A 21,659-nucleotide genomic window follows, 5' to 3' on the forward strand; every position below is an offset into this window, starting at 1 on the left:
ACAGCACTGTAAAAGCCACTTATGTTGAATAAGAAAACAGTATTTAAAATCATTGCTATTTTACTTCCCTTGTTTCTGATTCTAATTGTAGAATTGATGCTGAGGTTTTTTGGATACGGTGATACTTACCGGCTTTTCAATAAAGTTACTTCAGAAAACAATACGGAGTATCTGGTCATGAATTCCAGTATTTCCAAAAAATACTTTAAGCATACAGGCTTCCATTCCGATAATCAATCGGACTTGTTTCTAAAGAAAAAAACCGACAATACTTTTAGGGTTTTTGTCCAAGGTGCGTCAACGGTAGTTGGTTTTCCTTTTTACAAAAACGGTTCTTTTCCTCGAATGCTAAAACATAGACTGGCCTTAACCTTTCCGGATAAGAATATTGAAATAGTAAACACGGGAATTACGGCTGTTAATTCATATACCCTGTGGGATTTATCCGAAAAAATAATAGAACAGGAGCCCGATCTTGTCATTATCTATGCAGGACACAATGAATATTATGGGGCATTGGGTGTAGGGTCCACGGTTTCTATCGGTAATTATCCATCCTTGGTAAGGACTTATTTAAAGTTGAAGGATTCACGCTTTTTTCAATTATTGGAAAATGGGTATTCCATGGTTTTTAAATCAAAGGCAAAAACAAACTATACCGTTGAGGAAACAACCTTAATGGAGGTAATGGCCAAGGAACAGCAAATCCCTATGGACTCCGAGGTATATAATGCCGGGATTGATCAATTTAAAGACAATCTTGATAAAATCCTGAAAAGATATCAAGACAAAGGCATTCCCGTGATTATTTCCACTGTTGTGTCAAACGAAAGGGATATCAAACCCTTCATAAGTGCTGATTTGAATGAAGATGGATTTGAAGACGCATTGAAAAACAATAGAACAGAAGTTTATAAAATTGCAAATGAAAATGCCCTTGCGGCTTATAAATTGGGACAATTTTATAGGGACCACCAACAAGATTCAGCATGCAAGTACTTTCATATTGCAAAGGAATTGGATTTTCTTAGGTTTCGGGCTCCGGAGAAAATCAATGATGTAATTATTGAATCATCACAAAGGGAAGGTGTTCATCTGGTAGATGCCAAGAAAGCATTGCGTGCACATTCCAACAGTGGTTTTATCGATAGTGGATTGCTGACCGAGCATGTACATCCAAATGTAAAAGGTAATTTTATTTTAGCCGATGCTCTTTATAACAAAATCAAAGAACTGCAATTATTGGATGATTGGGATAATTTCATTGCTTATGAGGAAGCAATCAATGATATTCCCATAACACGTATAGATTCCATTAAAGGGAAGTTGATCATAGATGATTTAAAACAATCATGGCCATACAATTTAAAAATGTCCGGAACCAATCCGGTTGCACTGTATAATTCAATCAAAAGTCCGACCTACGAAGAGAGGAAGGCGATTGACCTCTATGCGGGCAGGGAAAAATGGCAGGATGTTATGCGGGAAGCTTACCATACATACGAACGTGATGGTGATTTTGAGAATGCCCTTAAAGTGGCGCAATCTTTAATTTCTGAATTTCCCGAGCAACCAAAAGTATATGAAATGGCGGGGAATATTTGCTTGAAAATGAATAGGGTTGCTTATGCGGATTATTATTTTGAAAAAGGGAAACAACTTAATTGAAAATAGCTACCAAGGGTTTTTGATATCCTCTTTGGTGAAAACGTGGTCTCTTTTTTGAAAATAGGAATTTGATTTTTCCTTTTTGAGGATTTGATTTGCACCGAACAATCGTTGAAAAAAAGATAAGGGAACCAAGAAAAGAAAAAAACAAATGAACAGTAAGGCATGGTTCATTACCAATCCAAGATAATTGGAGAAGGTGTGCCAAATTTTAGCTATGGCTAAAGCAATTTTCATCGAGATCAACGGAACGATCAAGAACACCATAGAAAGGTAAATAAGCCACTCGGTATGGAATAAAACATATAAAACCAGTGGTGCCAACGCTAAAACGACAAGGGTCTCTAAGACTTTTTCTTTTCTCATTAGAACAAACTGTAAATAAATGGCGCCAAGGCAGAGCCATTGGTTAAGAATATCAAACCACCTAAAATCACGAAAATTATAATCAATGGGATTAACCACCATTTTTTACGTTCCTTCAAAAAAAGGAAAAACTCTCTAATAAATTCCATCTACTTTACAATTAAATAATTTTCCAAAACCAATATATCAATTCCTGAGTTTATAAAACAACGGTAGGCATTTTCAGGCGTATTGACAATAGGTTCATCCTTAACATTGAAACTTGTATTGATAAGCACACCGATTCCTGTAAGCTTCTTATAGGTTTGTATTAGGTTCCAGAACCTAGGGTTCATTTCCTTTTTTACCACCTGAACCCTTGCGGAATAGTCGATGTGTGTAACAGCCGGTAATTCCGATTTGGGAATATTCCGTTTTTCTTCAAGACTGAGTTCATTGAAATTGCTTGGCAATTCATGTCTTAAGGATTGTTTTACTTGGTTGGTAAACAACATATAATGGGAATGTTTTCCTAGCTCAAAATAAGTGTCATAATCTTCTTCACATACGGCAGGGGCAAAAGGCCTAAAACTTTCCCTGAACTTGATCTTTAAATTTAGTTGGGACTGCATATCCGTATCAGTGGCATCTGCTAGGATACTTCTATTCCCCAATGCCCTTGGGCCAAACTCTGTTCTTCCATTAAACCAGCCAACCACCTTTTTATTGGCAATATAATTGGCTGTGATTTTCAACAATTCTTCCGTGGATTCAATATATCGGAAACTACATTTATTTTTTCGCAGTGTCCTTTCAATTTCAAGATTTGAAAAATTAGGTCCCAAAAAATTATTAAAAGGTTGTTTTAAGCCGGAAAAGGATAGATCTGACTCTAGATAATCGGTAATCAGTGCGGCTCCTATGGCGCCACCAGCATCACCTGCAGCAGGTTGAATGTAAATATCCTTAAAGATGTTCTGATTGTATAACACCGAATTCGCCACACAATTTAGGGCTACGCCACCTGCCAAACATAAATAATCTGCATGGGTGACCTGCTTTACATGCGTAATCATCCTCACCAAAATTTCTTCTGAGACTTTTTGGGCGGCCAAAGCCAGATCGGCATGCAGCTGTGTCAATTTTTCGGCAGGATCTCTTTTTTCAAAACCAAATAGTTTTTGCCATTTTCTTGGATTTACCATTCGTAAGCCTACGGCATATTCAAAATAGTCCTTGTTTAGCTTAATGGAACCATCTTCCCTTATATCCAGTAATCTTTCTTTGATCGTTTGTATGAATTGGGTTACTTGTTCCGATTGCATAGTGCCGTATGGTGCAAGGCCCATCATTTTGTATTCCCCTTTATTCACTTCAAATCCCAAGAAATAAGTGAATGAAGAATAAAACAAACCTAATGAATCAGGAAAATGTAATTCCCCCAACACTTTTATTCCTTTTTCGCCACAAGCGGTACCATACGAGGTGGTGGTCCATTCCCCGACACCATCAACCGTTAAAAAAGAACTTTTTTTAAATGGCGAAGTGTAGAAGGCGCTGGCAACATGGGATAAGTGATGCTCTGGGAAGACAATAGGGACTTTCGACAGTTTTCTATCTTCATTTAGTTCTTTCAATCTTTTCCTTATGATCTGCTTTGTGAATAGTTTTTCCTTTAGCCAAACAGGCATGGCCTTCGCGAACGATCTGAACCCTTTTGGGGCAAAGGCATAATAAGTTTCCAAAAGTCTTTCGAATTTGAGGAAAGGCTTGTCATAAAATGCAATTGTGTCGATATCCTCAAGATTGAATCCAGATTCCCGCAGACAGTATTTTATGGCTTCTTCAGGAAAGGAAGCGTCATTTTTTATTCTGGTAAAACGTTCTTCCTGAGCGGCGTACATGACTTTTCCGTCTAAAATAATTGCGGCGGCCGAATCATGATAATATGCGGAAATACCAAGTACTTTCATTTGGGTTAGGGTATTCTTTATCAAGGTTGAATTTATAAATAAAAAGGTTGTCTAATGTTTCAAGACAACCTTTTTAAATAAACTAAACTAACTCAACTTTTCACATAATGCCGATTGTCTGCAATAAGTATTATGTTAAATGTTTTGATCTATTAATATCCGGGATTTTGATAGGCTGTTTTTTCAGCTTCGGTCATATCCAATCCGTCTATTTGAGATTGAGGTATCGGTCTTAAATAATGGTAGGCTTGAATGGTCCTGGTTGTTGTTACTGGACTATGGTCAGAAGCGTCATTACCCGCAATTTCATATGAAGCTGCGTATTCAGCCCATTTTTGGGTACGAACCAAATCAAACCATCTAATGCCTTCACCAAAGTACTCTCTGGATCGCTCTGCCAATACATAGTCTATGTCAATAACACTTGGGGTAGCAGCTACCAATGCGGCACTGTTGTCCTCAATTCGTTCTACCTGTTCGCCATTATCAAAGCGCCATTTACCTGCACGTGCACGGATAACATTGATTAAATCACGGGCAGTATAACTACCTGATGCACCTTTCACGGCCGCTTCAGCTGCAACTAAGTAGAATTCGGAAAATTTAGCTATTGGAAAAGGACGTGTAATAGCTCCATTTGGCGATCCCAATTCGGTTTCTACATCATGATCGGTACGGTAGGTTCCTATTTTCCATAATCCTGGGTAGAATCTTCTGTTTATTTCATTTAGGTTTATAACATAGTCAGATCTTCCTGCTACTTCACCGCCGCCAAGATTACCGCCATTCACACTATAATCAACGCTTGAATCGTATTCATCCAAGAATGTGATAACAGCATCACCGGGCGCTATTTGCATACCATTTGCCGCGGTCAAAGTCGGTGTGGTATTTCCACCCTTGTTCCAGTTGCCCCTATAACTGGTTACGAAAGTACCATCATAACGGGAATCCAATTCTTTTTCGGCAAACGTTTCTTCAAAAACATTGATGGTGGGAGCCATACGTGTCCAAGGACGGCCATAACTTTGGGCTGCCTCACGCAATACGGCTGAAGTACCGTCTACACTAATACTTGTATAATTTGATGTTACCATCCATGCAGCAGTATTGGCACTATTATCCGTACTGCTCCATCCTAAACTGGCTTCATTGTAAATTTCACTTTCCTCGGTACGATCGGCATACAACATCATTTCGCTATGTCGGTCGTTGGAGCCTTCATGAACATCATAAAAATAATCAAGTAACTTATAGGGTCCTGGATTATCAATACCCTCTACAGCTAAATTGTAAGCTTGCTGATAGTAATAGCTAGCCCCATTGCCATCAGGGTCTGTTCTGTTGGTGTCTGGATACGTTGGGATATTGTTGGGGTTCTCTAACCACCACGCATACGTCAAATAAGCTTTAGCTAAATGTAAACGAGCTACATTCTTGGTTGCGGAACCTGTTAAACGGGGGGAATCGGGTAGGTTATTAACGGCATCAATCAAATCAGGAAATATGGCTTTTGTATAAACCTCTGGTACTGTATTACGTACTGAGGCCCTTACAGCGGAATTATTGAATGCTAATTCCCCTGAACCTAGATCCAATGGTACTCCACCATAGGTTTGAACTAACAGGAAGTAGTAAAATGCCCTAAAAAACCTGGCCTCGGCAATTACGGAATCGTCCAAGCCTACAGCGGCGGCATTTTCAATAATGCCACTAGCGGTGTTGATGGCAGGGAAGCAGGTATTCCATGCAATACTTGTGGTATAGGTGTCCGGTATTATTTGACCTTCACCAGATAAATCGGCATCCTTAAAGTTATTATCTGCACTTTGGGCAAAGGCATATTCATCTGTCCCTGTTTCTAGGGAGTTGTAATAATATGCTTGTCCATATAAGTATCTTAAATGTTCATACAAATAGGTTAAACCTCCTTCAACACCAAGTTCGGTTTGAAAGAAATCTGGCGTGAATACACCCCTTGTTTCCTCTTCCAGTATATCTTCTGTACAAGAGCCTATTAACAATGCAATAGAGAGAATTGCTATTGATATAGATTTTATTTTAATTTTTCTCATTATGATCTTTTAAAATGTTATGTTTAGTCCTATCATATAATTCCTTGTTGTAGGAGCATTAGCCCCGACTGTTGGAATTCCGTCGGAGATATTGGTGGTATTTACGGCAACGTTTTGACGATTTCCATTGGAATCGACTCCAGAGTTGGTTTCTGGATCTAAACCGGATTCCCTATGAAATGATGAAAACATTACGAATGGGTTCTGTGCAGTTGCATAGATTCGAAGTCTTTCAACCCCAAGATCCTCAATGATTTTTTGATTAAAGTTATATCCTAATGTTATGGCACGTATTTTAAGGTATGAGCCGTCAAAATAACCCAAAGTACTTCCGTATTTTGGATTGTCACCACTTTGTATTCCTCCCGGTGCGGGATATCTGGCATCTGTATTATCCGGTGTCCAATAATCTACGTCCACATTGTTTCTTCTACCGGTCAGTAGATTAACATACCCATTGGAAGAATGTAAAGTGCTTACTATCGTACCACCACTTTGGAAAGTACCGACCATGCTTAAATCTAAATCCCTATAAGCTAAACGAGTGTTGAAACCACCTTGGAAATCAGGGGTGGGATCCTGTATAACCCTATCATCTGAATTTATGGATCTTGTTGGTGATCCATCAGCATTGTAGTCTCCGGTGTACTTTACCTTAATCATACCCACATTGCCTCCTGGCTCATAATCTTGTAGATATTGGTAATCCGGATCGGATTCATTCCAAAGTCCGATTCTTTCGTAATCATAGATAACATTGATCGGTGAGCCAACAAACCATAGTTGTCCAACATTTTCATCCTCTCCGGTCGCTAAAGAAACGATTTTGTTCTTGTTGGAGTAAAGGTTGATTCCAGCGTCCCATGTTAGACCATCTGGATTGTCTAAAATAGTAGCATTTAAGGCCACTTCTATACCTTTGTTCTCTGTTTTGCCAATGTTACTGGTTACACTGCTAACCCCTGATGATGCGGGAAGACTAAGGTCGTATAATATATCGTTGGTTTTGGTAACATAGTATTCTACAGTACCTGATAAACGATTGTTGAACAATCCAAAATCAAGACCATAGTTAAATGTTTGGGAAAACTCCCATCCCAATTCCGGATTCGGCAATTCGCTCACATAATAACCTGTGGCAAAGGTGCTGCCATAGTTGTAGTTTACTGTGGATAACCTTCCTTGTGTCGAATAAGGGTCAATCGCCTGATTTGAAGTTTCACCATAACCTACACGTAGTTTTAATTGGTTGATGAACTCTTGCGTCTCCATAAACGATTCATTGGCAATATTCCATCCAACCGAAACGGCAGGGTAAGTTACCCATTTATGGCCCTCGGCCAATCTAGATGAACCATCAGAACGTATTGTACCTGTTATTAAATAACGGTCATCATATTGATACATGACCCTCCCCATGTATGATAGTAACCCAGTAGCGGAATAACCGGTGTTGTAACCAGTAATGTCTTCCGAAAGGGCAGAGTCCAGATTGTACCATAAGGAGTTTTCATCCGGAACATTTCGGACTTGTAAATAAGAACTGTCATAATTGGTTTCTTGGGATGAGAACAAGCCCACAAAATTAACCCGGTGCTTATCGGCAAAGGTTCGATCAAAGATCAATTGGTTTTCAATAATATAATCCCTTGTTATTGAAGTACCGTAACTGGCGGAAGACGGATTACTTTCGTTATAGCTGAATACGCCTTCACCTGTAAAATTCCCATCTCTGCTTGAACGAAAGTTCAGACCAACATTAAGTCGGTATTTTAGCCCTTCGACCCATGGAATTTTAACTTCACCGTAGATGTTATTATAAGTACCAAAATCCAATTCCTCATTTTTTTTACGGTCCCCGATTCGGCTAATCTCATTTCTAGTAGGAATCCAACTGTCGTCAGCTATAGTTTGAAGACGAACGGACTCAAGGAAATTTCCGGCATCATCATACGGACTCAAAAGAGGTGATGCGGCCAAGGCATCATAAATACCGACAATACTAGAGGTTTTGTTGAAGTTTGTTACTGAATTAATTCCAAATCGGAACAATTCACCCACTTCTTGATCAACTTGGGCTCTAATTGAATATCTCTGAAAGGAATCTCCCGGTATAACGGAAGTTTCCTTAAAGTATCCCATTCCGATATTGTAGGTTCCTTTTTCAGTACCCCCTTGAACACTCACATCATGGGAGGTCTGGAGACCTGTACCAAAAAGTAGGTCTTGCCAATCCGTGTCATTGGCCAAATCTTCATCACCACCTATGGCGTAAAGAGGTGTGCCACCATTATTGGCGGCAACATCGGCACGTAATTGGGTTAGTTGGGCGGCATTCATCATAGGAAACTTGGAAAAGACTTCCTTGGTCGCGTAGTACGAATTATAAGTGAATTTGGCCTTTTGACCTTTTTTACCACTCTTGGTCGTAATGATGATTACACCATTGGCACCTCTGGAGCCGTAAATTGCGGTAGCGGATGCATCTTTTAATATGTCTAGGCTTTCTATATCATTTTGATTGATATCACTTAGACCACCAGAAAAAGGAATACCGTTAAGTACGATTAGAGGGTCATTACTTCCCGAAAGGGAACGTGTGCCACGAATACGAATGGTTGGGGCGGCTCCAGGCCTGGTGCTTGTGGTTGAAATGTTGACACCGGCTGCCCGTCCTTGAAGGGCCTGTTGGAAGTTACTTGCTTGTACTTCCTGTAAATCATCGGCCTTAATGGAAACAACCGATCCTGTCACCGATTCTTTACTTTGGGTACCATAACCGATAACCACAACCTCTTCCAATGCATTTTCATCGGTTTGCATTATTACATTGATGGTGGTTTGATTATTTACCGAAACTTCCAAGGTTTTGTAGCCTATATAGCTAAAAACCAATATACCATCGGATGGTACATTACTGAGGACAAAATTGCCATCAAAATCAGTGGCCGCTCCATTCTGGGTTCCTTTGAGGACAACATTGGCACCAGGAATCGGGCCATTGGTATCTGATACATTTCCAGATACGGTTACTTGGGCACTTGCCCCTGCAAAGAACAAAAGAAGCATGACCGTAGCCCACTTCGTTTTGTAATATTTGCTTTTGAAAAATAAAAAATTCATCATATTGATTAAGGTTAGAAATAATGTGAGTTATAAATGAGTGTTTGATTACTTACTTGATTTGAGTTCTGTTCTATATTGTCTATAAAGTGTGTTATCTTATCAAAAGTATAAAATACAATTGTACAAAACAACCGATTGTGTTAATAATTTACTAAAAACAATAAAATATGTTTACAATGCGTTTTTTGTATTAAGGTATGGATAGGCTTTTTTCTTCTTTGATTATATGTGTTTGCGGCAGTGTTGTCCCTTTAATGTGTATAGAGATTTAAGAATTGTGTGTTTTAAATATGTGGTAAATAGTGTAGTATGTAGGTGTGTTGTAGTGTATTTTTGATAATTGGGGTTCTATGATGAAAATTGCATTTTCGATTTATGTTTGCTGATTAATGGGACTATTATTGTTTTTAAATATTTTTAGTGGTTTATTTTATTCACAAACGGTTGTTTTAAAAAGTTTCTAAATGTGGTTAGGGTTGATAAAGATCGGCACCAATGAATATGGGGATTAGCTTATTTGATCAATGAACGTTCTGGGCTTCACTTACCCTTGATTCCTTAATTGTGCAAATCCTATTTTACCGGAAATAGTTTGGTGATTGAATGAAACGCTCAAGAACTCCAAAAGTCCCTAAATGGTCGGGCAGTGGTTTTATATTTAATTAGGGAATAATGAAGGTTAAAGGTAATACCCTAACTATTGTAGAACCCTATGTATTTATACATAAGGTCTGATTGTAAATCCTTAATCTATTGTTTCGAATAATGAACGTCTGAAAGAGCCTTGATGGTATTTGCAGCTTGTTCGGCGGTAATATCCCTTTGTGGATTGGCGAACATCTCATACCCGACCATAAACTTTTTCACCGTTGCGGAACGAAGTAATGGCGGGTAAAAGGACATATGAAAATGCCATTCAGGATGTTCCTTACCGTCTGTTGGTGCTTGGTGTATTCCCGCGGAATATGGGAATGAAGTTTCAAAAATATTGTCTAGACGTATAGTGGTTTTTCGTAATATTTCCGCAAATGCCTTTTTCTCTTCGGTTGAAAGTTCCCCGATATGGGCAATCTTTCTTTTGGGAGCGATCATGGTTTCATAGGGCCATACAGCCCAATAAGGTACTAAGGAAACAAAATGTTCATTTTCGATAATAATGCGTTCATTCAATGCCAGCTCTTGTTTAATATAATCTTCCAATATACTGGTTTGGTTTTCATTCCAATAAGCCAATAACCTATCCGATTTTTTCTGTACCTCTTGGGGTATACTCCGCTGCGCCCATATTTGTCCATGTGGATGCGGATTGCTGCACCCCATGATGTCACCTTTGTTCTCAAAAATCTGAACATGGTTTATCCCATCCATAGCCCCAAGTTCATTATACTCCTGTTGCCATAGTGAAATGACATCGGTTATTTCTTCCTTTGACATTAAAGGTAGGGTGAGGGAGTGGTCCGGGGAAAAGCATACGACCTTACATATGCCCGACTCGGATTGCGCATGTAAAAGTCCTTTTGTATAGGTTTCCTCCTTAACATCTTTCAATAGGGCTGAAAAATCATTTACGAAAGAAAATGGTTTTTTATAATCCGGATTTACCGCACCACCCATTCTCCCGTTGGTCGGACACAAATAACAATTGGGGTCGTACTTTGGTTTGGTCTCCAAGGATTGTTTTTCGGTCTTTCCCTGCCAAGGTCTTTTGGTTCTATGCGGAGAAACCAATATCCATTCCCCTGTTAAAATATTGAACCTTCTATGTGGATTTTCGTTAAATTCGGTATTCATTTTATTCGTTTAGGATAGACGTTCCTTTACTTGGACTGGCCTCGAACCAGGTTAATTCTAAATTACAGGCTTTTTTATAGGCTTTTGATGCTGCTGCAACAAAATCGTCAATGGCATCTTCCCGTATTAAATTAATGGTACACCCGCCAAAACCACCACCCATCATTCGGGCTCCCAAGACAGCTTCGTGGTTTTTTGTGAACTCTACCAGGAAGTCGAGTTCCGGGCAACTTACCTCATACATGGTACTCAACCCTTCATGGGTTTCATAGAGTAGTTCGCCCACCCTTTTCAGATTGTTGGCCTTTAGGGCTTCAACGGCTTCTAAAACCCTGTCTTTTTCTTGAATGACATAGGCACATCTATTGTAGACAGTGCTATCGAGGGTGTCCTTGATTTCATTCAACATATCCATAGTGGCATCTCGCAACGATTTAACCGCAGGATGGTTCTTTTTTAGGGCGGAAACCCCCGTCTCGCATTGGGCCCTTCTTTTGTTGTATTCCCCAGAAGCGAGGTTGTGGGATACATTGGTGTTCAGGAGTAGAATCTTGTAAGGTTGTATTTGAATGGGAATATAGGAATACTCCAAAGACTCGCAATCCAATAGGATTACATGTCCTTCTTTACTCATTACCGAGGCGAACTGATCCATAATACCACATTTGGTGCCCGCATAAGTATGCTCAGCGGCTTGTGATAGCTCAACGATATCCATACGGCTGAGCCCAAGCCCGAACATTTCGTTGAGACCGAATGCCAAACCACATTCCAGTGCAGCGGAGGAACTAACTCCGGAACCAATGGGTACGTGGCTTTCCAAGACACAATCGAACCCCCTAAGTTTATCGGTTCGTTTGGAAATTTCATTCAATACGCCCAAGATGTAATTTTCCCATTCTACCTTACTTATCGCAATGTTATCCAACGATAGTTCAAATCCGGTATCATATCCTTTACTGTACACATGACAGATTTTGTCCGATCCGTTTTTTTGAAATTTAAAGGTGATTTTCTTTTCTATGGCCGTGGGGAGTACGAATCCCATATTATAATCGGTATGCTCCCCGATGATGTTAATCCTACCTGGTGATTCAATCGTAAGTTCAGGTTTGAAATATTTTAAAAATTGCATGCCTTTTCGGTGTTTATGCGATGATTTCCAGTCGTTTTCATTTTAGTTTTGATGACAAACGAAAGGCCTCCAAATTGGAACTATAAAGGTAGTGATATTGAAAATGATTTATCTAAGTTGATTTTAACCAATGCACACCTTTTTTTAACCTATTAGCAGTTCTGATTATGTGTTTATGGTTGAATTTTTAAGTATGGATTTTAAGGTTTTACTTCGAAATTTCCCTTGATGAATCGTATTACAGGCCAACTAAGCGATTATTCATATCGCAAAGCATCGATTGGGTTTAGTTTCGCTGCTTTTTTTGCTGGGAAGTATCCAAATGCCACACCTACCAAGGCTGCAAAACCAAAACCAATGGCGATAGAGTAAAAGGCCGTTGGAATGAAGAAATCGGTCACTTTATAGATTATCTGGTTGCCGATGACGCCAAAAACGATTCCCAGCAATCCACCTACTAAACTCAATACTATGGCTTCAATCAAAAACTGGGTAAGAATATCACTTTCCCTCGCCCCAATGGCCAGTCGGGTGCCGATTTCCCGGGTACGTTCGGTTACCGATACCAACATGATGTTCATAATGCCGATACCACCGACGATCAATGAAATACTGGCAATGGCGCCCAATAGAATGGTTAAGATACCCGTGATATTTCCTGTGATTTCCTGAAGTTCAATTTGGGTCATGATCTCGAAATCATCTTCTTCCCCATCTTTGATCCGATGCGATTCGCGCAATAGTTCGGTAGCCTCAACCTTGGCATTGGTAATGTGGTCTTCACTCAAGGCGCTGGCCATGATCATGGTATAACCTCTATGGTGACCATAGAGTCTATTTTGTATGGTCGTGTAAGGTGCCAGGATAATATCGTCCATATCCTGCATGCCACCGGTACCTTCTTCGGTCAAAAGTCCCATAACGGTAAAAGGTACCTTATCTATGCGAATTTGTCTACCTATGGGATCTTGCCCTGGAAAAAGTTCTTCTCGAATGGTCTCTCCGATAACGCAATATTTTTTTGCAGTCCGTACGTCTTCCTCAGTAAAGAAATTACCTGCCTGTAACTCTCGACTGGTTATATAAAAATAGTCATAGGAAACACCATAGACCATTGTAGATTTATATCCGCTGGGACCAATGGCTTGTGCCCCAATGGCCAATAAGGGGGAGAGATTGGGCATGTACACGGAGTTTTTCTGCAGTACATCAAAATCTTTCTTGTCCATGGGTCTGCCCATGCGAACGTTGATTCCGGCTTTATGCTCCGATTTCGTTTGGATCATCAATAAATTTGTGCCTAATCCCGAAATTTGGTTCTCTACCGCCATAGTGGCCCCTTCACCTGCTGAAATGGTCATGATGACCGCACCTACGCCAATGATGATGCCCAGCATGGTCAGTAGGCTACGTGTCCTATTTTTATAAATGGAATGGAAAGCGACCTTGAATATTTTTAGGAATCTTCTCATAATGCCCAATTAGGTGATTACCGGTTTTTCCAATGCCTTAATGGCCGATTCTTTTGTACTCCTGTCTTCGATTAAGGAATCGGTAAGTACGCGCCCATCCCTTAAATAGACCATTCGTTTCGCGAACTGGGCAATATCCGGCTCATGGGTGATCATGAGTATGGTCTTGCCTTCATTGTTCAATTGTACAAAAAGGTCAGCTATTTCAATACTGGTGGTACTATCCAAATTTCCGGTAGGTTCATCCGCAAGTATAAGTGCAGGATTGTTTACCAAGGCCCGTGCTATGGCCACCCGTTGTTGTTGACCTCCCGAAAGCTCATTTGTTCTATGGTAAATACGATCGGCCAATCCCACTTGTTCCAAAGCTTTTTGGGCAAGCTCTTTCGAATTTGTAAATTGTCCGGTCCTGTTATAAATGAGGGGCAGTTCTACATTTTCCAAGGCCGTGGTACGCGATAACAGGTTATAACTTTGGAATATGAATCCGATTTTTTGATTACGTATATCGGCCAATTGGTTTTTGTTCAATCCATTGACGTCGACACCGTCTAAATAGTACTCACCTGAGGTAGGCCTATCCAAACAACCGATAATATGGAGTAAGGTAGATTTTCCCGATCCCGATGCACCCATTATGGCCACGAACTCACCTTCTTCAATGACCAAATCTATATCGGTGAGCGCACGCACTTCTATTTCGCCGTTTTTGAATATGCGGCCAAGTTGTTTAGTCTCTATGACTTTTTTAAGGGGCATATCTTTTATTTTTTTGTTTTTATTCCGTTGATGGCCCTTGTGTTTTCCATTACCGGGGAACCATCTAAATGGCGTTTGATCTCTGAATAGATGCCAGATTTGATTCCTATTTCAATAAAATGGAAATCTAACTTACCCTGGTTATCCTTAAAGAAATAACCATCTATGTGCGAAGGCAAGGTTTTCTTGAAATTGGCTGGAGTATAAAGTTCTTCGTGATTGATGGTGTTGATGAACTTGGTTTTTATGGAATCGGGAAGCACGGCTTTGGCCTTAACTTCCAAAATAGGTTTTATTTCTTTCAACATGGTTTCGTCTGGCCGGAAGCGTAATGCTGAATTGTTGATCAAGATCACATCCTTGGCGGCATTTATGATGAACTCCAGATTGGCTGTCATACCTGGTAACAACAACCCTTTTTCATTGTCTACATCGACCACCACTTGGTAATTGACCACATTGTTTATCTCTATGGGTTGTAGTCTTATCTGGCTTACCGAGCCATAAAATTGTTTATCGGGATAAGTCTGTACGGTAAAGCGCACTTGCATCTGGTTTTTGATGTATCCGATGTCACTTTCATCCATATCTGCCAGGATCTGCATTTTCGATAGGTCTTCGGCAATAATGAACATGGTCGGTGTGGCGAATGAAGCGGCTACGGTTTGCCCTTCCTCCACGCTACGTTCAATTACGGTACCATCAATCGGGGAGGTAATGTGGGCATATCCAATGCTCACTTCAATATTTTCCACCGCAGCTTTGGCGGCTTTTTGTGAACTCAATGCTTGGTTGTAGGCATATTTGGAATCGTTGAATTCTTTGGTGGAAATGACGTTTTTTTCATAGAGTGACTTGTTACGGTCGAACTCGTCCTTGGCTTGGTATAATCGGGCCTCGCTAACCCCTAAATTGGCTTTTGCACTGGTAAGGCTGGTACTTAACAGTTTTAGGTCCATCTCCGCCAATATCTGTCCGGCTTTGACCTTATCATTATAATCCACATATATCTTTTTTATGGTTCCCGAGATTTGGGTGCCTATTTCTACCGTATTGATGGCTTCCACAGTACCAGTGCTTGATACATCGGCCTCAATATTACCTTTTTCCAAAAGTGTATAATTGAAATCCAGTTTTTTTGTGCTGAGTTTAGGCCTTAAAAACAGATAGCCTATAACGGCGATACCCAAAATCACGATAACCACCCATTTGTATTTTTTCATCGGTGTTGTATTTTAAAGACAGATCCATTGCTTTAAAATTAGGGTGTAATACCCATAATCCTAATGATTTATATCAGTACGGAAATTGGTTGGCCGATAAGGGGTCTAAAAATAACGGAGTCATGACCTAGGTCATTTAGAAAGGGCGAAGGCCTACTTAATTTAGCCCCGAATAAAAAAAAGGATTGTTTAACCTAATTACACATTGTTATGTCACTTGTAAAATTTAAAAGAAGGCCTTTCGGAAATCTTGTAGGACATGATTTCTTTGACATGGATGATTTTTTCGATAATCGTTCTTGGGTCAGGGATATGTTGCCCGACACCTTCTGGAATGGTAAAACCACCGAACCTGCGTTAAACATTAAAGAGACCGAGGATAAGTTTGAAATTGAGCTTGCTGCACCCGGTTTCGCCAAGAAAGATTTTGAAATAACCATAGAAGATGGTTGCTTGAACATTTCTGCTGAAAAAACGAAATCAGAAGAAGAAAAAGAAGAAAACTATTCCCGTCGTGAATTCAGTTATAATGCTTTTGAGCGTTCATTGCAATTACCCAAAAGTGTAAAAGAAGAAGCAATCAAAGCCAGGTATAATGATGGTATACTAAGTTTTGATTTAATGAAAAAGGAAGAGGCTAAGAAAAAACCACCAAAAGTGGTAGAGATAGCCTAAAGACCATCGAAAAACGCAAAGCCCTTTCGCCTTAACCGAAAATACGTCCATGTGATTAGGTTTGGCCTTAGGGCTTTTTCGTTTAAAGAACTTCATAAAAACATAGTGTGAATTATCCAATTGGGAATTCTTTATGGGGATACTATTGGGGTCTTGGTCCTCGAAATTGCCTCCCCTGTTTTTTAAAAATTGTCAGCGATATTTTGTAAACGCTCTTTGTCCAAAAGCATTATTCTTCTGGCATGCCCCATGGTAATTAGTCCTTCTTCCCTAAAATCTGACAATGTTCGTATGGCGGTTTCCGTGGCCGTACCGATCATACCGGCAAAGTCTTCCCTAGGTATATCCAATCCTTCATAATACGAGTCTTTTATAACCCCTTTCTTGTGTAGGCTTAAAAGTGCTTTAGCCACACGTTGTCGTACGGTAGAATAGGCCATATTAACCAGTTGGTCCTGAACCTCGATCAGGTTGGTCGAAATGATATCCATGAATTTATGGGAAACGTCCTTGTTGTCATTGATCAGATGGATAAAATCCGATTTAGGAATCGCATAGGCCTCGGTATTATCAATTGCTACGGCTGTTTCCAAGTAGGTTCCCTTAGGGTTCAATAAGGATAACTGCCCTACGAAATCGCCGACTTTATGTATGCCCGTAACGAATTCCTTACCGGATTCGGTCGATTTATAGGTCTTTACACTGCCCTTTTCAATGAAAAACAGGGTATGGGCACCATCCCCTTCCCTAAAAATGAAATCTTTTTTGTCAAACAGTTTGGGGCGATATTCTTTTTCGATATGTTCCAAGTTCAAATAATTGTAGGCTTCTTGGAAAAATTCGTTGATACCCTCAATGTTCTTGGAAAATTCTTTTCTTAGAAAATCATTTTTCCTGACACGCGTTTTAATGGCCTCGATCAGTTCGTGTTCTTCGAAGGGTTTGGTAAGGTAATCGTCAGCACCAAGATTCATTCCTTTTCTAAAATCGGTGCGATCGGATTTTGCCGTTAGGAAGATAAAAGGTATCCCTTTTGTTTTCGTTGTATTGCCAAGGTCTTCCAGCACATCATATCCATCTTTTAAGGGCATCATAATATCACAGAGGATAAGATCGGGTAGGTGCTTTTTGGCCATTTCTATACCTGTAAGACCATTTTCTGCGGTAAGTACTTCAAAGTTATGAAGTTCAAGAATATCCGCCGTGTTCTCGCGAACATCTTTGTTGTCTTCGATCAATAGTATTTTTTTCATGGCTTTTCAGGGTTACATTGTTAGTGTACAATCTTACGGTAAAAGCCTAAAGTAGGATAGACCTTGTTCAGTTCATTTTATGGGCCTTCGCATTCTTGTTATTGATGTTTAAGGCCTATGTATCTTGGTTTTTTCTTATATCATTGCTATTCGTGTTATGTTGACTTAATTATTTACAGGAGTTCTCGATGTTTTTTTGTTTTAAAAGTAACCCAGAATGTGGCGCCTTTGTCTTGCTCGCTGTCCAACCCGATCGTTCCGCCCATTAATTCGGTGTATTGTTTTACGATGTTAAGACCGAGCCCCGTTCCTTGGATGTTTGTACTATTCTGCGCTCTGAAGAACCTTTGGAAGAGCTGGTCCTGTTCCTCTTTGGGAATACCAATACCATGATCCAAAACTTGTATGGTCACCTTTTCTTTTTCTTTGGTCAGGGTCACCAATATTTCTTGTCCTTCTGTCGAGTATTTAATGGCATTACTTAATAGATTGGTCAGTATATGGTGCATGAGTTTAGGGTCGAGATAAGCCTCTATGGGTTTTTCATTTGTATGAACCTTGATATGTTGCCCTCTTTTTCGGTTGGGTTCAAATTCCGTTACGATATTTTTAGTGAAAGAAACCAAGTCCATGATTTCGGGATTGGGTCGTACCCGGCCTTCCTCTAATTTGCCCAAAGAGAGAAAATCGTTAAGGATCACTACTAAGGCCTTTACATTTTGTTTGATCTGTTTTACATATTTTTCCCGCTTGGCCTCTTTGCCCGGCATATTCTGTTTTTCAATAAGTATGGCCGAAGAGTGAATGGCACTTAGTGGGGTCCTGAATTCGTGTGAAGCCATTGATATAAAGCGCGATTTCAACTCGTTGAGCTCTTGCTCTCGTACGAGTGCCTTGCGCATTTCGGTTTCTGCTTGCTTAAGTTTGGTAATATCGTTGTAAACAAAAAGGGTCCATTTAGCTTCATCGTTTCCATCCATCAGAGGAGAGGTATTTACGGTAAAATACTTATTCCTGAACCGGGTTTCAAAAGAAAGGAACTCACCTCCTATAGTCCTTTTTATATCTTCTTTGACACGGTGTAGGCGTTGTTTGGAGAAAATATCGATATCATCAATGCATTTTCCTTCAAATCTATTTTTGTCCATTCCCATCCTATGCATTTCCCCTCCATCTATATAAACGATTTCAAAAGCACTGTTAAAAACGATTATGACCCCTTTGGGAAAATTTTTTGCTATGGCCGTAAACATGGCCTGACTCTCCAGTGCCCTGTTCTCCGCAGCTTTGGTTTCCTTGATCTGGTCTTCAAGGTTAAGGTTGGCTTCCACCATTTTTTGAACAGTTGCCTTCAACTCATTGGTACGTTCATTAACGGTTTGCTCAAGCTCTTTGGCATAATCTTCCAATAACCAATGGCTTTTTGCCAATTGTTGACGGGTTTGGTGTTCTTCAAATGCAATGCTGATCAGTTGGGTTAAATCAGTAATAATATCCCTATCGGCTTTATTCGGTTTTTTTGGTTTTTTACAGTACACACCGAATATGCCCAATACTTTTTGGTCAGATGAAAATATGGGATAGGCCCAACATGAATTCAGTCCGTGTTCAAGTGCTGCGGCGTGGTACTCTTTCCAAAGAGGGTTGGTGGTTAGATCGGTAATGATCACTTCCTTTTTTAAATAGGCCGCAATCCCGCAAGAACCCATATCCGGTCCTATGGGAACATCTTCGATGATGTCGCAAAAGCCTTTGGGAAGGTTGGGTGCCGCCATTTTATGTAGTGTTTTCTTTTTGGGATCCAATGCATAGATCGTGGCAACACAGCAAGGTAAATTACTCTCAAGTACCCCAACGATCGTTTTGCTTATTTCTTCTATGGAATCTTGTTTGGCGATCCTCTCGAGTACCTGGCGTATCTGATCTTTTATCTGCACTTCCCTGATACGTTCGGTCACATTGTTCTGGACGCCTATAAAATGCGTCAATTGGCCATTTTGGTTTCGAACGGGCGTAATAGTAAGTTCGTTGTAAAAAAGTGTGCCGTCCTTTTTGTAATTGCGTAGTACGGTCTGGGCCGTTTCTTGGGCTTCAATGGCCTTTCTTATGATTTTGACCCCTTCTTGCTCCCGATCATCTTTTTGTAAAAACCGACAATTTTTACCTAAAACCTCGCTACGGTCATATCCTGTAAGGGAACAGAATGCATCATTGCAATAAATAACGGGGAGGTCCGGTAGTTGGGCATTTACGATGATGATACTGTTACGGGCCGCTTCCAAAGCACTGTTACGGATATTCAATACATCTTGTATGGCCTTGGTCTTGGTAATATCACGTAAAACGCATAGGAAGGTCTCGTTATCAAGAGGTACAAAGCGTATTTCAAAATCGGTAGGGACATCATCAATAGGTAAGGTAATGATCTTTAAAACCGTGTTTTTGGTTTCCTGCACCTCTGTAAGGGCATTTAAAATCAAGACGCTGGTCTTTGGGGGTAAAATGTCTTTGAAATTCTTGCCTATAAGACTCTCTATAGGCCCAACTATGGGGGAAAAATCAGAAGCGTTCACCTGAAGAATGTTGCCCATTTTGTCATGTACGAAAATAAGATCGGGCAGTGCTTCCAAAATCGACCTGTTTTTGGCCTCACTGTTTTTCAATTCTTCTTCTGCTCTTTTCTTGGAGGTAATATCGCGTACGATTGTCAATAGTTTATTTCCATTTAGCAGAACGGTCCTAGACTCAAAATCAACCATCTTGCCATCTAGTTTCAAGGAATATTCCCTTATTTGGATTTTCTTGGTTCTAATAGCCTCGTTATGGGTTTTCAGTATCTTTTCCGAGATTTCCGGAGGAACTATTTCCTTTATGTTCTTACCGATGATTTCTGATTTATCAACTTTTACCACAGTCTCTTCGGGAGCGAAGAAATCAACGATGTTTCCTGCGTAATCCTGTATAACCGTAATATCTGGTAAGGCATTTAAAAGGGCTTTGTTCTTGGCTTCTTTGGCTTTTAGTTTATGTTCTGTTTTTTTTGAGTTTATAGTATCCCTAATAAAGGCAATGGTTACTTGTTCATCATTGAATGATACAGGATTCAGACTGATTTTCAATGGAAATTCAGTTGCATCTTTCTTTATGCCCCATAGGTCCATTTCATGATAAATAGGTCGTTTTATGGGCTTTTTTGTAAATTCCGAAAAATGTGTTTTATGGGCTTTTCTGAATTTATGTGGTAGTAAGACCTCGATTTTTTTACCCAGTAGTTCGTTATGGTCATAGCCGAACATCTCTTCACAGGCTGTGTTTACTTTAATGATTTTTTCGTTTTGGTCAACTACGAGAATGCCTTCGAGGGAAATATCGAATATTCGTTCAAAAAGGGTAAGGTCTTTCAAGGTGTTTTTCATTATGGATCATTGATGCTTGGTCGACTAAATTTAAATATAAATCACCAACATGTTTTTTCAAATGACATTTATCATATCGAATTTAGGCTTGATAAAACGGGAGGCTTGAAAAATAGTCGTATAAATTTTGATATTATCATTCCGGATTGATGTATATCATTTCAACAATTTGTGTTTAGGGTTACATTAATGCCCGGACAAGGTAGATCGTCTCCTCTTACCTAGAATATTATTATGTACGGATTATGATATCGAAGACTATTGAAAAAGATAAACCCTCTATTTTCTTTAAAACAACCGCCCAATTATCACATGTTGAAAAATGGGTTGAATTCATACAGGAAAATTCAAGGAATACCCAATTGACCGTAATGTTCAAACTTGGGAAATATTACCAAGGGGAAGGGGATTTAGAGATGTTGAGACCTGGATTCAAGGATTATTGGAAGAACTTATTGGGGCCAAAGGCACTTTTCGGATTATTCTTTAATCAAGATATCGGAACTGTTTTTGTCGCCGGACCATATTCGCCGGTGTTTTTACAAGAAGTTGACGGGAAAAAACTTGGGGCAATGTCCGAGGGGATTTATGGTATTCTAAGGGGCTTGGGGCTCAATGATAATGAAACAACCCTGGCCATAACTAAATTAGCCGAGGGTAGGTTTCTTCTTTTATGTAAAACATGGGTTACAAAAGAAGATCACACAAAATATTTTAATGTTAATCCAAATAGGATTTTATAGTAAAA

Annotated in this window: 15 protein-coding genes; 3 read left to right on the top strand and 12 right to left on the bottom strand. The window is 39.8% G+C overall.

Annotated features, from left to right (window positions below):
* The first annotated feature begins 21 nt into the window (after positions 1–21).
* A complete protein-coding gene (locus R3X28_RS12930; protein ID WP_154364488.1) occupies positions 22–1,668 on the top strand; it encodes an SGNH/GDSL hydrolase family protein in 1,647 nt (548 codons plus the stop codon).
* Between the two features lie 6 nt (positions 1,669–1,674).
* Here the strand turns inward: R3X28_RS12930 and R3X28_RS12935 are convergent, their stop codons facing one another.
* From R3X28_RS12935 to R3X28_RS12980, 10 genes are all read right to left on the bottom strand, one after another.
* Positions 1,675–2,034, bottom strand: coding sequence for a hypothetical protein (locus R3X28_RS12935; protein ID WP_154364485.1), 360 nt, complete (start codon positions 2,032–2,034; stop codon positions 1,675–1,677).
* Positions 2,034–2,183 carry a DUF5989 family protein gene (locus R3X28_RS12940; protein WP_246200118.1) on the bottom strand — a complete coding sequence of 50 codons (150 nt, stop codon included), beginning with the start codon at positions 2,181–2,183 and terminating at the stop codon, positions 2,034–2,036. The genes R3X28_RS12935 and R3X28_RS12940 overlap by 1 nt, the downstream gene beginning before the upstream one ends.
* Entirely contained in the window at positions 2,184–3,986 is a 1,803-nt protein-coding gene (locus R3X28_RS12945) for a carbamoyltransferase (RefSeq protein WP_317664792.1), read from the bottom strand. It abuts the gene before it with no gap.
* Between the two features lie 152 nt (positions 3,987–4,138).
* Positions 4,139–6,061 carry a RagB/SusD family nutrient uptake outer membrane protein gene (locus R3X28_RS12950; RefSeq protein WP_154364480.1) on the bottom strand — a complete coding sequence of 641 codons (1,923 nt, stop codon included), beginning with the start codon at positions 6,059–6,061 and terminating at the stop codon, positions 4,139–4,141.
* Between the two features lie 9 nt (positions 6,062–6,070).
* The gene (locus tag R3X28_RS12955) at positions 6,071–9,187 is read right to left on the bottom strand and encodes a TonB-dependent receptor (protein WP_317664795.1); all 3,117 of its coding nucleotides are present in this window, start codon (positions 9,185–9,187) and stop codon (positions 6,071–6,073) included.
* A 750-nt stretch (positions 9,188–9,937) separates the two neighbouring features.
* The gene (locus R3X28_RS12960) at positions 9,938–10,978 is read right to left on the bottom strand and encodes a UDP-glucose--hexose-1-phosphate uridylyltransferase (protein ID WP_317664797.1); all 1,041 of its coding nucleotides are present in this window, start codon (positions 10,976–10,978) and stop codon (positions 9,938–9,940) included.
* Between the two features lies 1 nt (position 10,979).
* A complete protein-coding gene (gene galK / locus R3X28_RS12965) occupies positions 10,980–12,113 on the bottom strand; it encodes a galactokinase (protein WP_317664799.1) in 1,134 nt (377 codons plus the stop codon).
* A 257-nt stretch (positions 12,114–12,370) separates the two neighbouring features.
* Positions 12,371–13,585 carry an ABC transporter permease gene (locus R3X28_RS12970; protein WP_154364471.1) on the bottom strand — a complete coding sequence of 405 codons (1,215 nt, stop codon included), beginning with the start codon at positions 13,583–13,585 and terminating at the stop codon, positions 12,371–12,373.
* A gap of 9 nt (positions 13,586–13,594) precedes the next feature.
* Positions 13,595–14,344, bottom strand: a complete 750-nt coding sequence (locus tag R3X28_RS12975; protein WP_317664802.1) for an ABC transporter ATP-binding protein — start codon at positions 14,342–14,344, stop codon at positions 13,595–13,597.
* Positions 14,345–14,349: 5 nt separating this feature from the next.
* Positions 14,350–15,567, bottom strand: a complete 1,218-nt coding sequence (locus tag R3X28_RS12980; RefSeq protein ID WP_317664804.1) for an efflux RND transporter periplasmic adaptor subunit — start codon at positions 15,565–15,567, stop codon at positions 14,350–14,352.
* Between the two features lie 210 nt (positions 15,568–15,777).
* On the opposite strand from R3X28_RS12980, the gene R3X28_RS12985 reads away from it, so the two are divergent.
* Complete coding sequence (locus tag R3X28_RS12985) at positions 15,778–16,242, top strand: Hsp20/alpha crystallin family protein (RefSeq protein WP_154364465.1); 465 nt, start codon at positions 15,778–15,780, stop codon at positions 16,240–16,242.
* A gap of 182 nt (positions 16,243–16,424) precedes the next feature.
* Here the strand turns inward: R3X28_RS12985 and R3X28_RS12990 are convergent, their stop codons facing one another.
* Together R3X28_RS12990 and R3X28_RS12995 are read right to left on the bottom strand one after the other, a co-directional pair.
* Positions 16,425–17,495 carry a response regulator gene (locus R3X28_RS12990; RefSeq protein WP_317664806.1) on the bottom strand — a complete coding sequence of 357 codons (1,071 nt, stop codon included), beginning with the start codon at positions 17,493–17,495 and terminating at the stop codon, positions 16,425–16,427.
* Positions 17,496–17,668: 173 nt separating this feature from the next.
* The gene (locus tag R3X28_RS12995; protein WP_317664808.1) at positions 17,669–20,911 is read right to left on the bottom strand and encodes a PAS domain S-box protein; all 3,243 of its coding nucleotides are present in this window, start codon (positions 20,909–20,911) and stop codon (positions 17,669–17,671) included.
* 245 nt (positions 20,912–21,156) lie between these two features.
* Between R3X28_RS12995 and R3X28_RS13000 the strand changes: the two genes are divergently transcribed.
* The gene (locus tag R3X28_RS13000) at positions 21,157–21,654 is read left to right on the top strand and encodes a hypothetical protein (RefSeq protein WP_317664810.1); all 498 of its coding nucleotides are present in this window, start codon (positions 21,157–21,159) and stop codon (positions 21,652–21,654) included.
* Positions 21,655–21,659 lie beyond the last annotated feature (5 nt).

This window comes from Maribacter sp. TH_r10, from assembly GCF_033101095.1.
GTDB classification, from domain to species: Bacteria; Bacteroidota; Bacteroidia; order Flavobacteriales; family Flavobacteriaceae; genus Maribacter_A; species Maribacter_A luteus.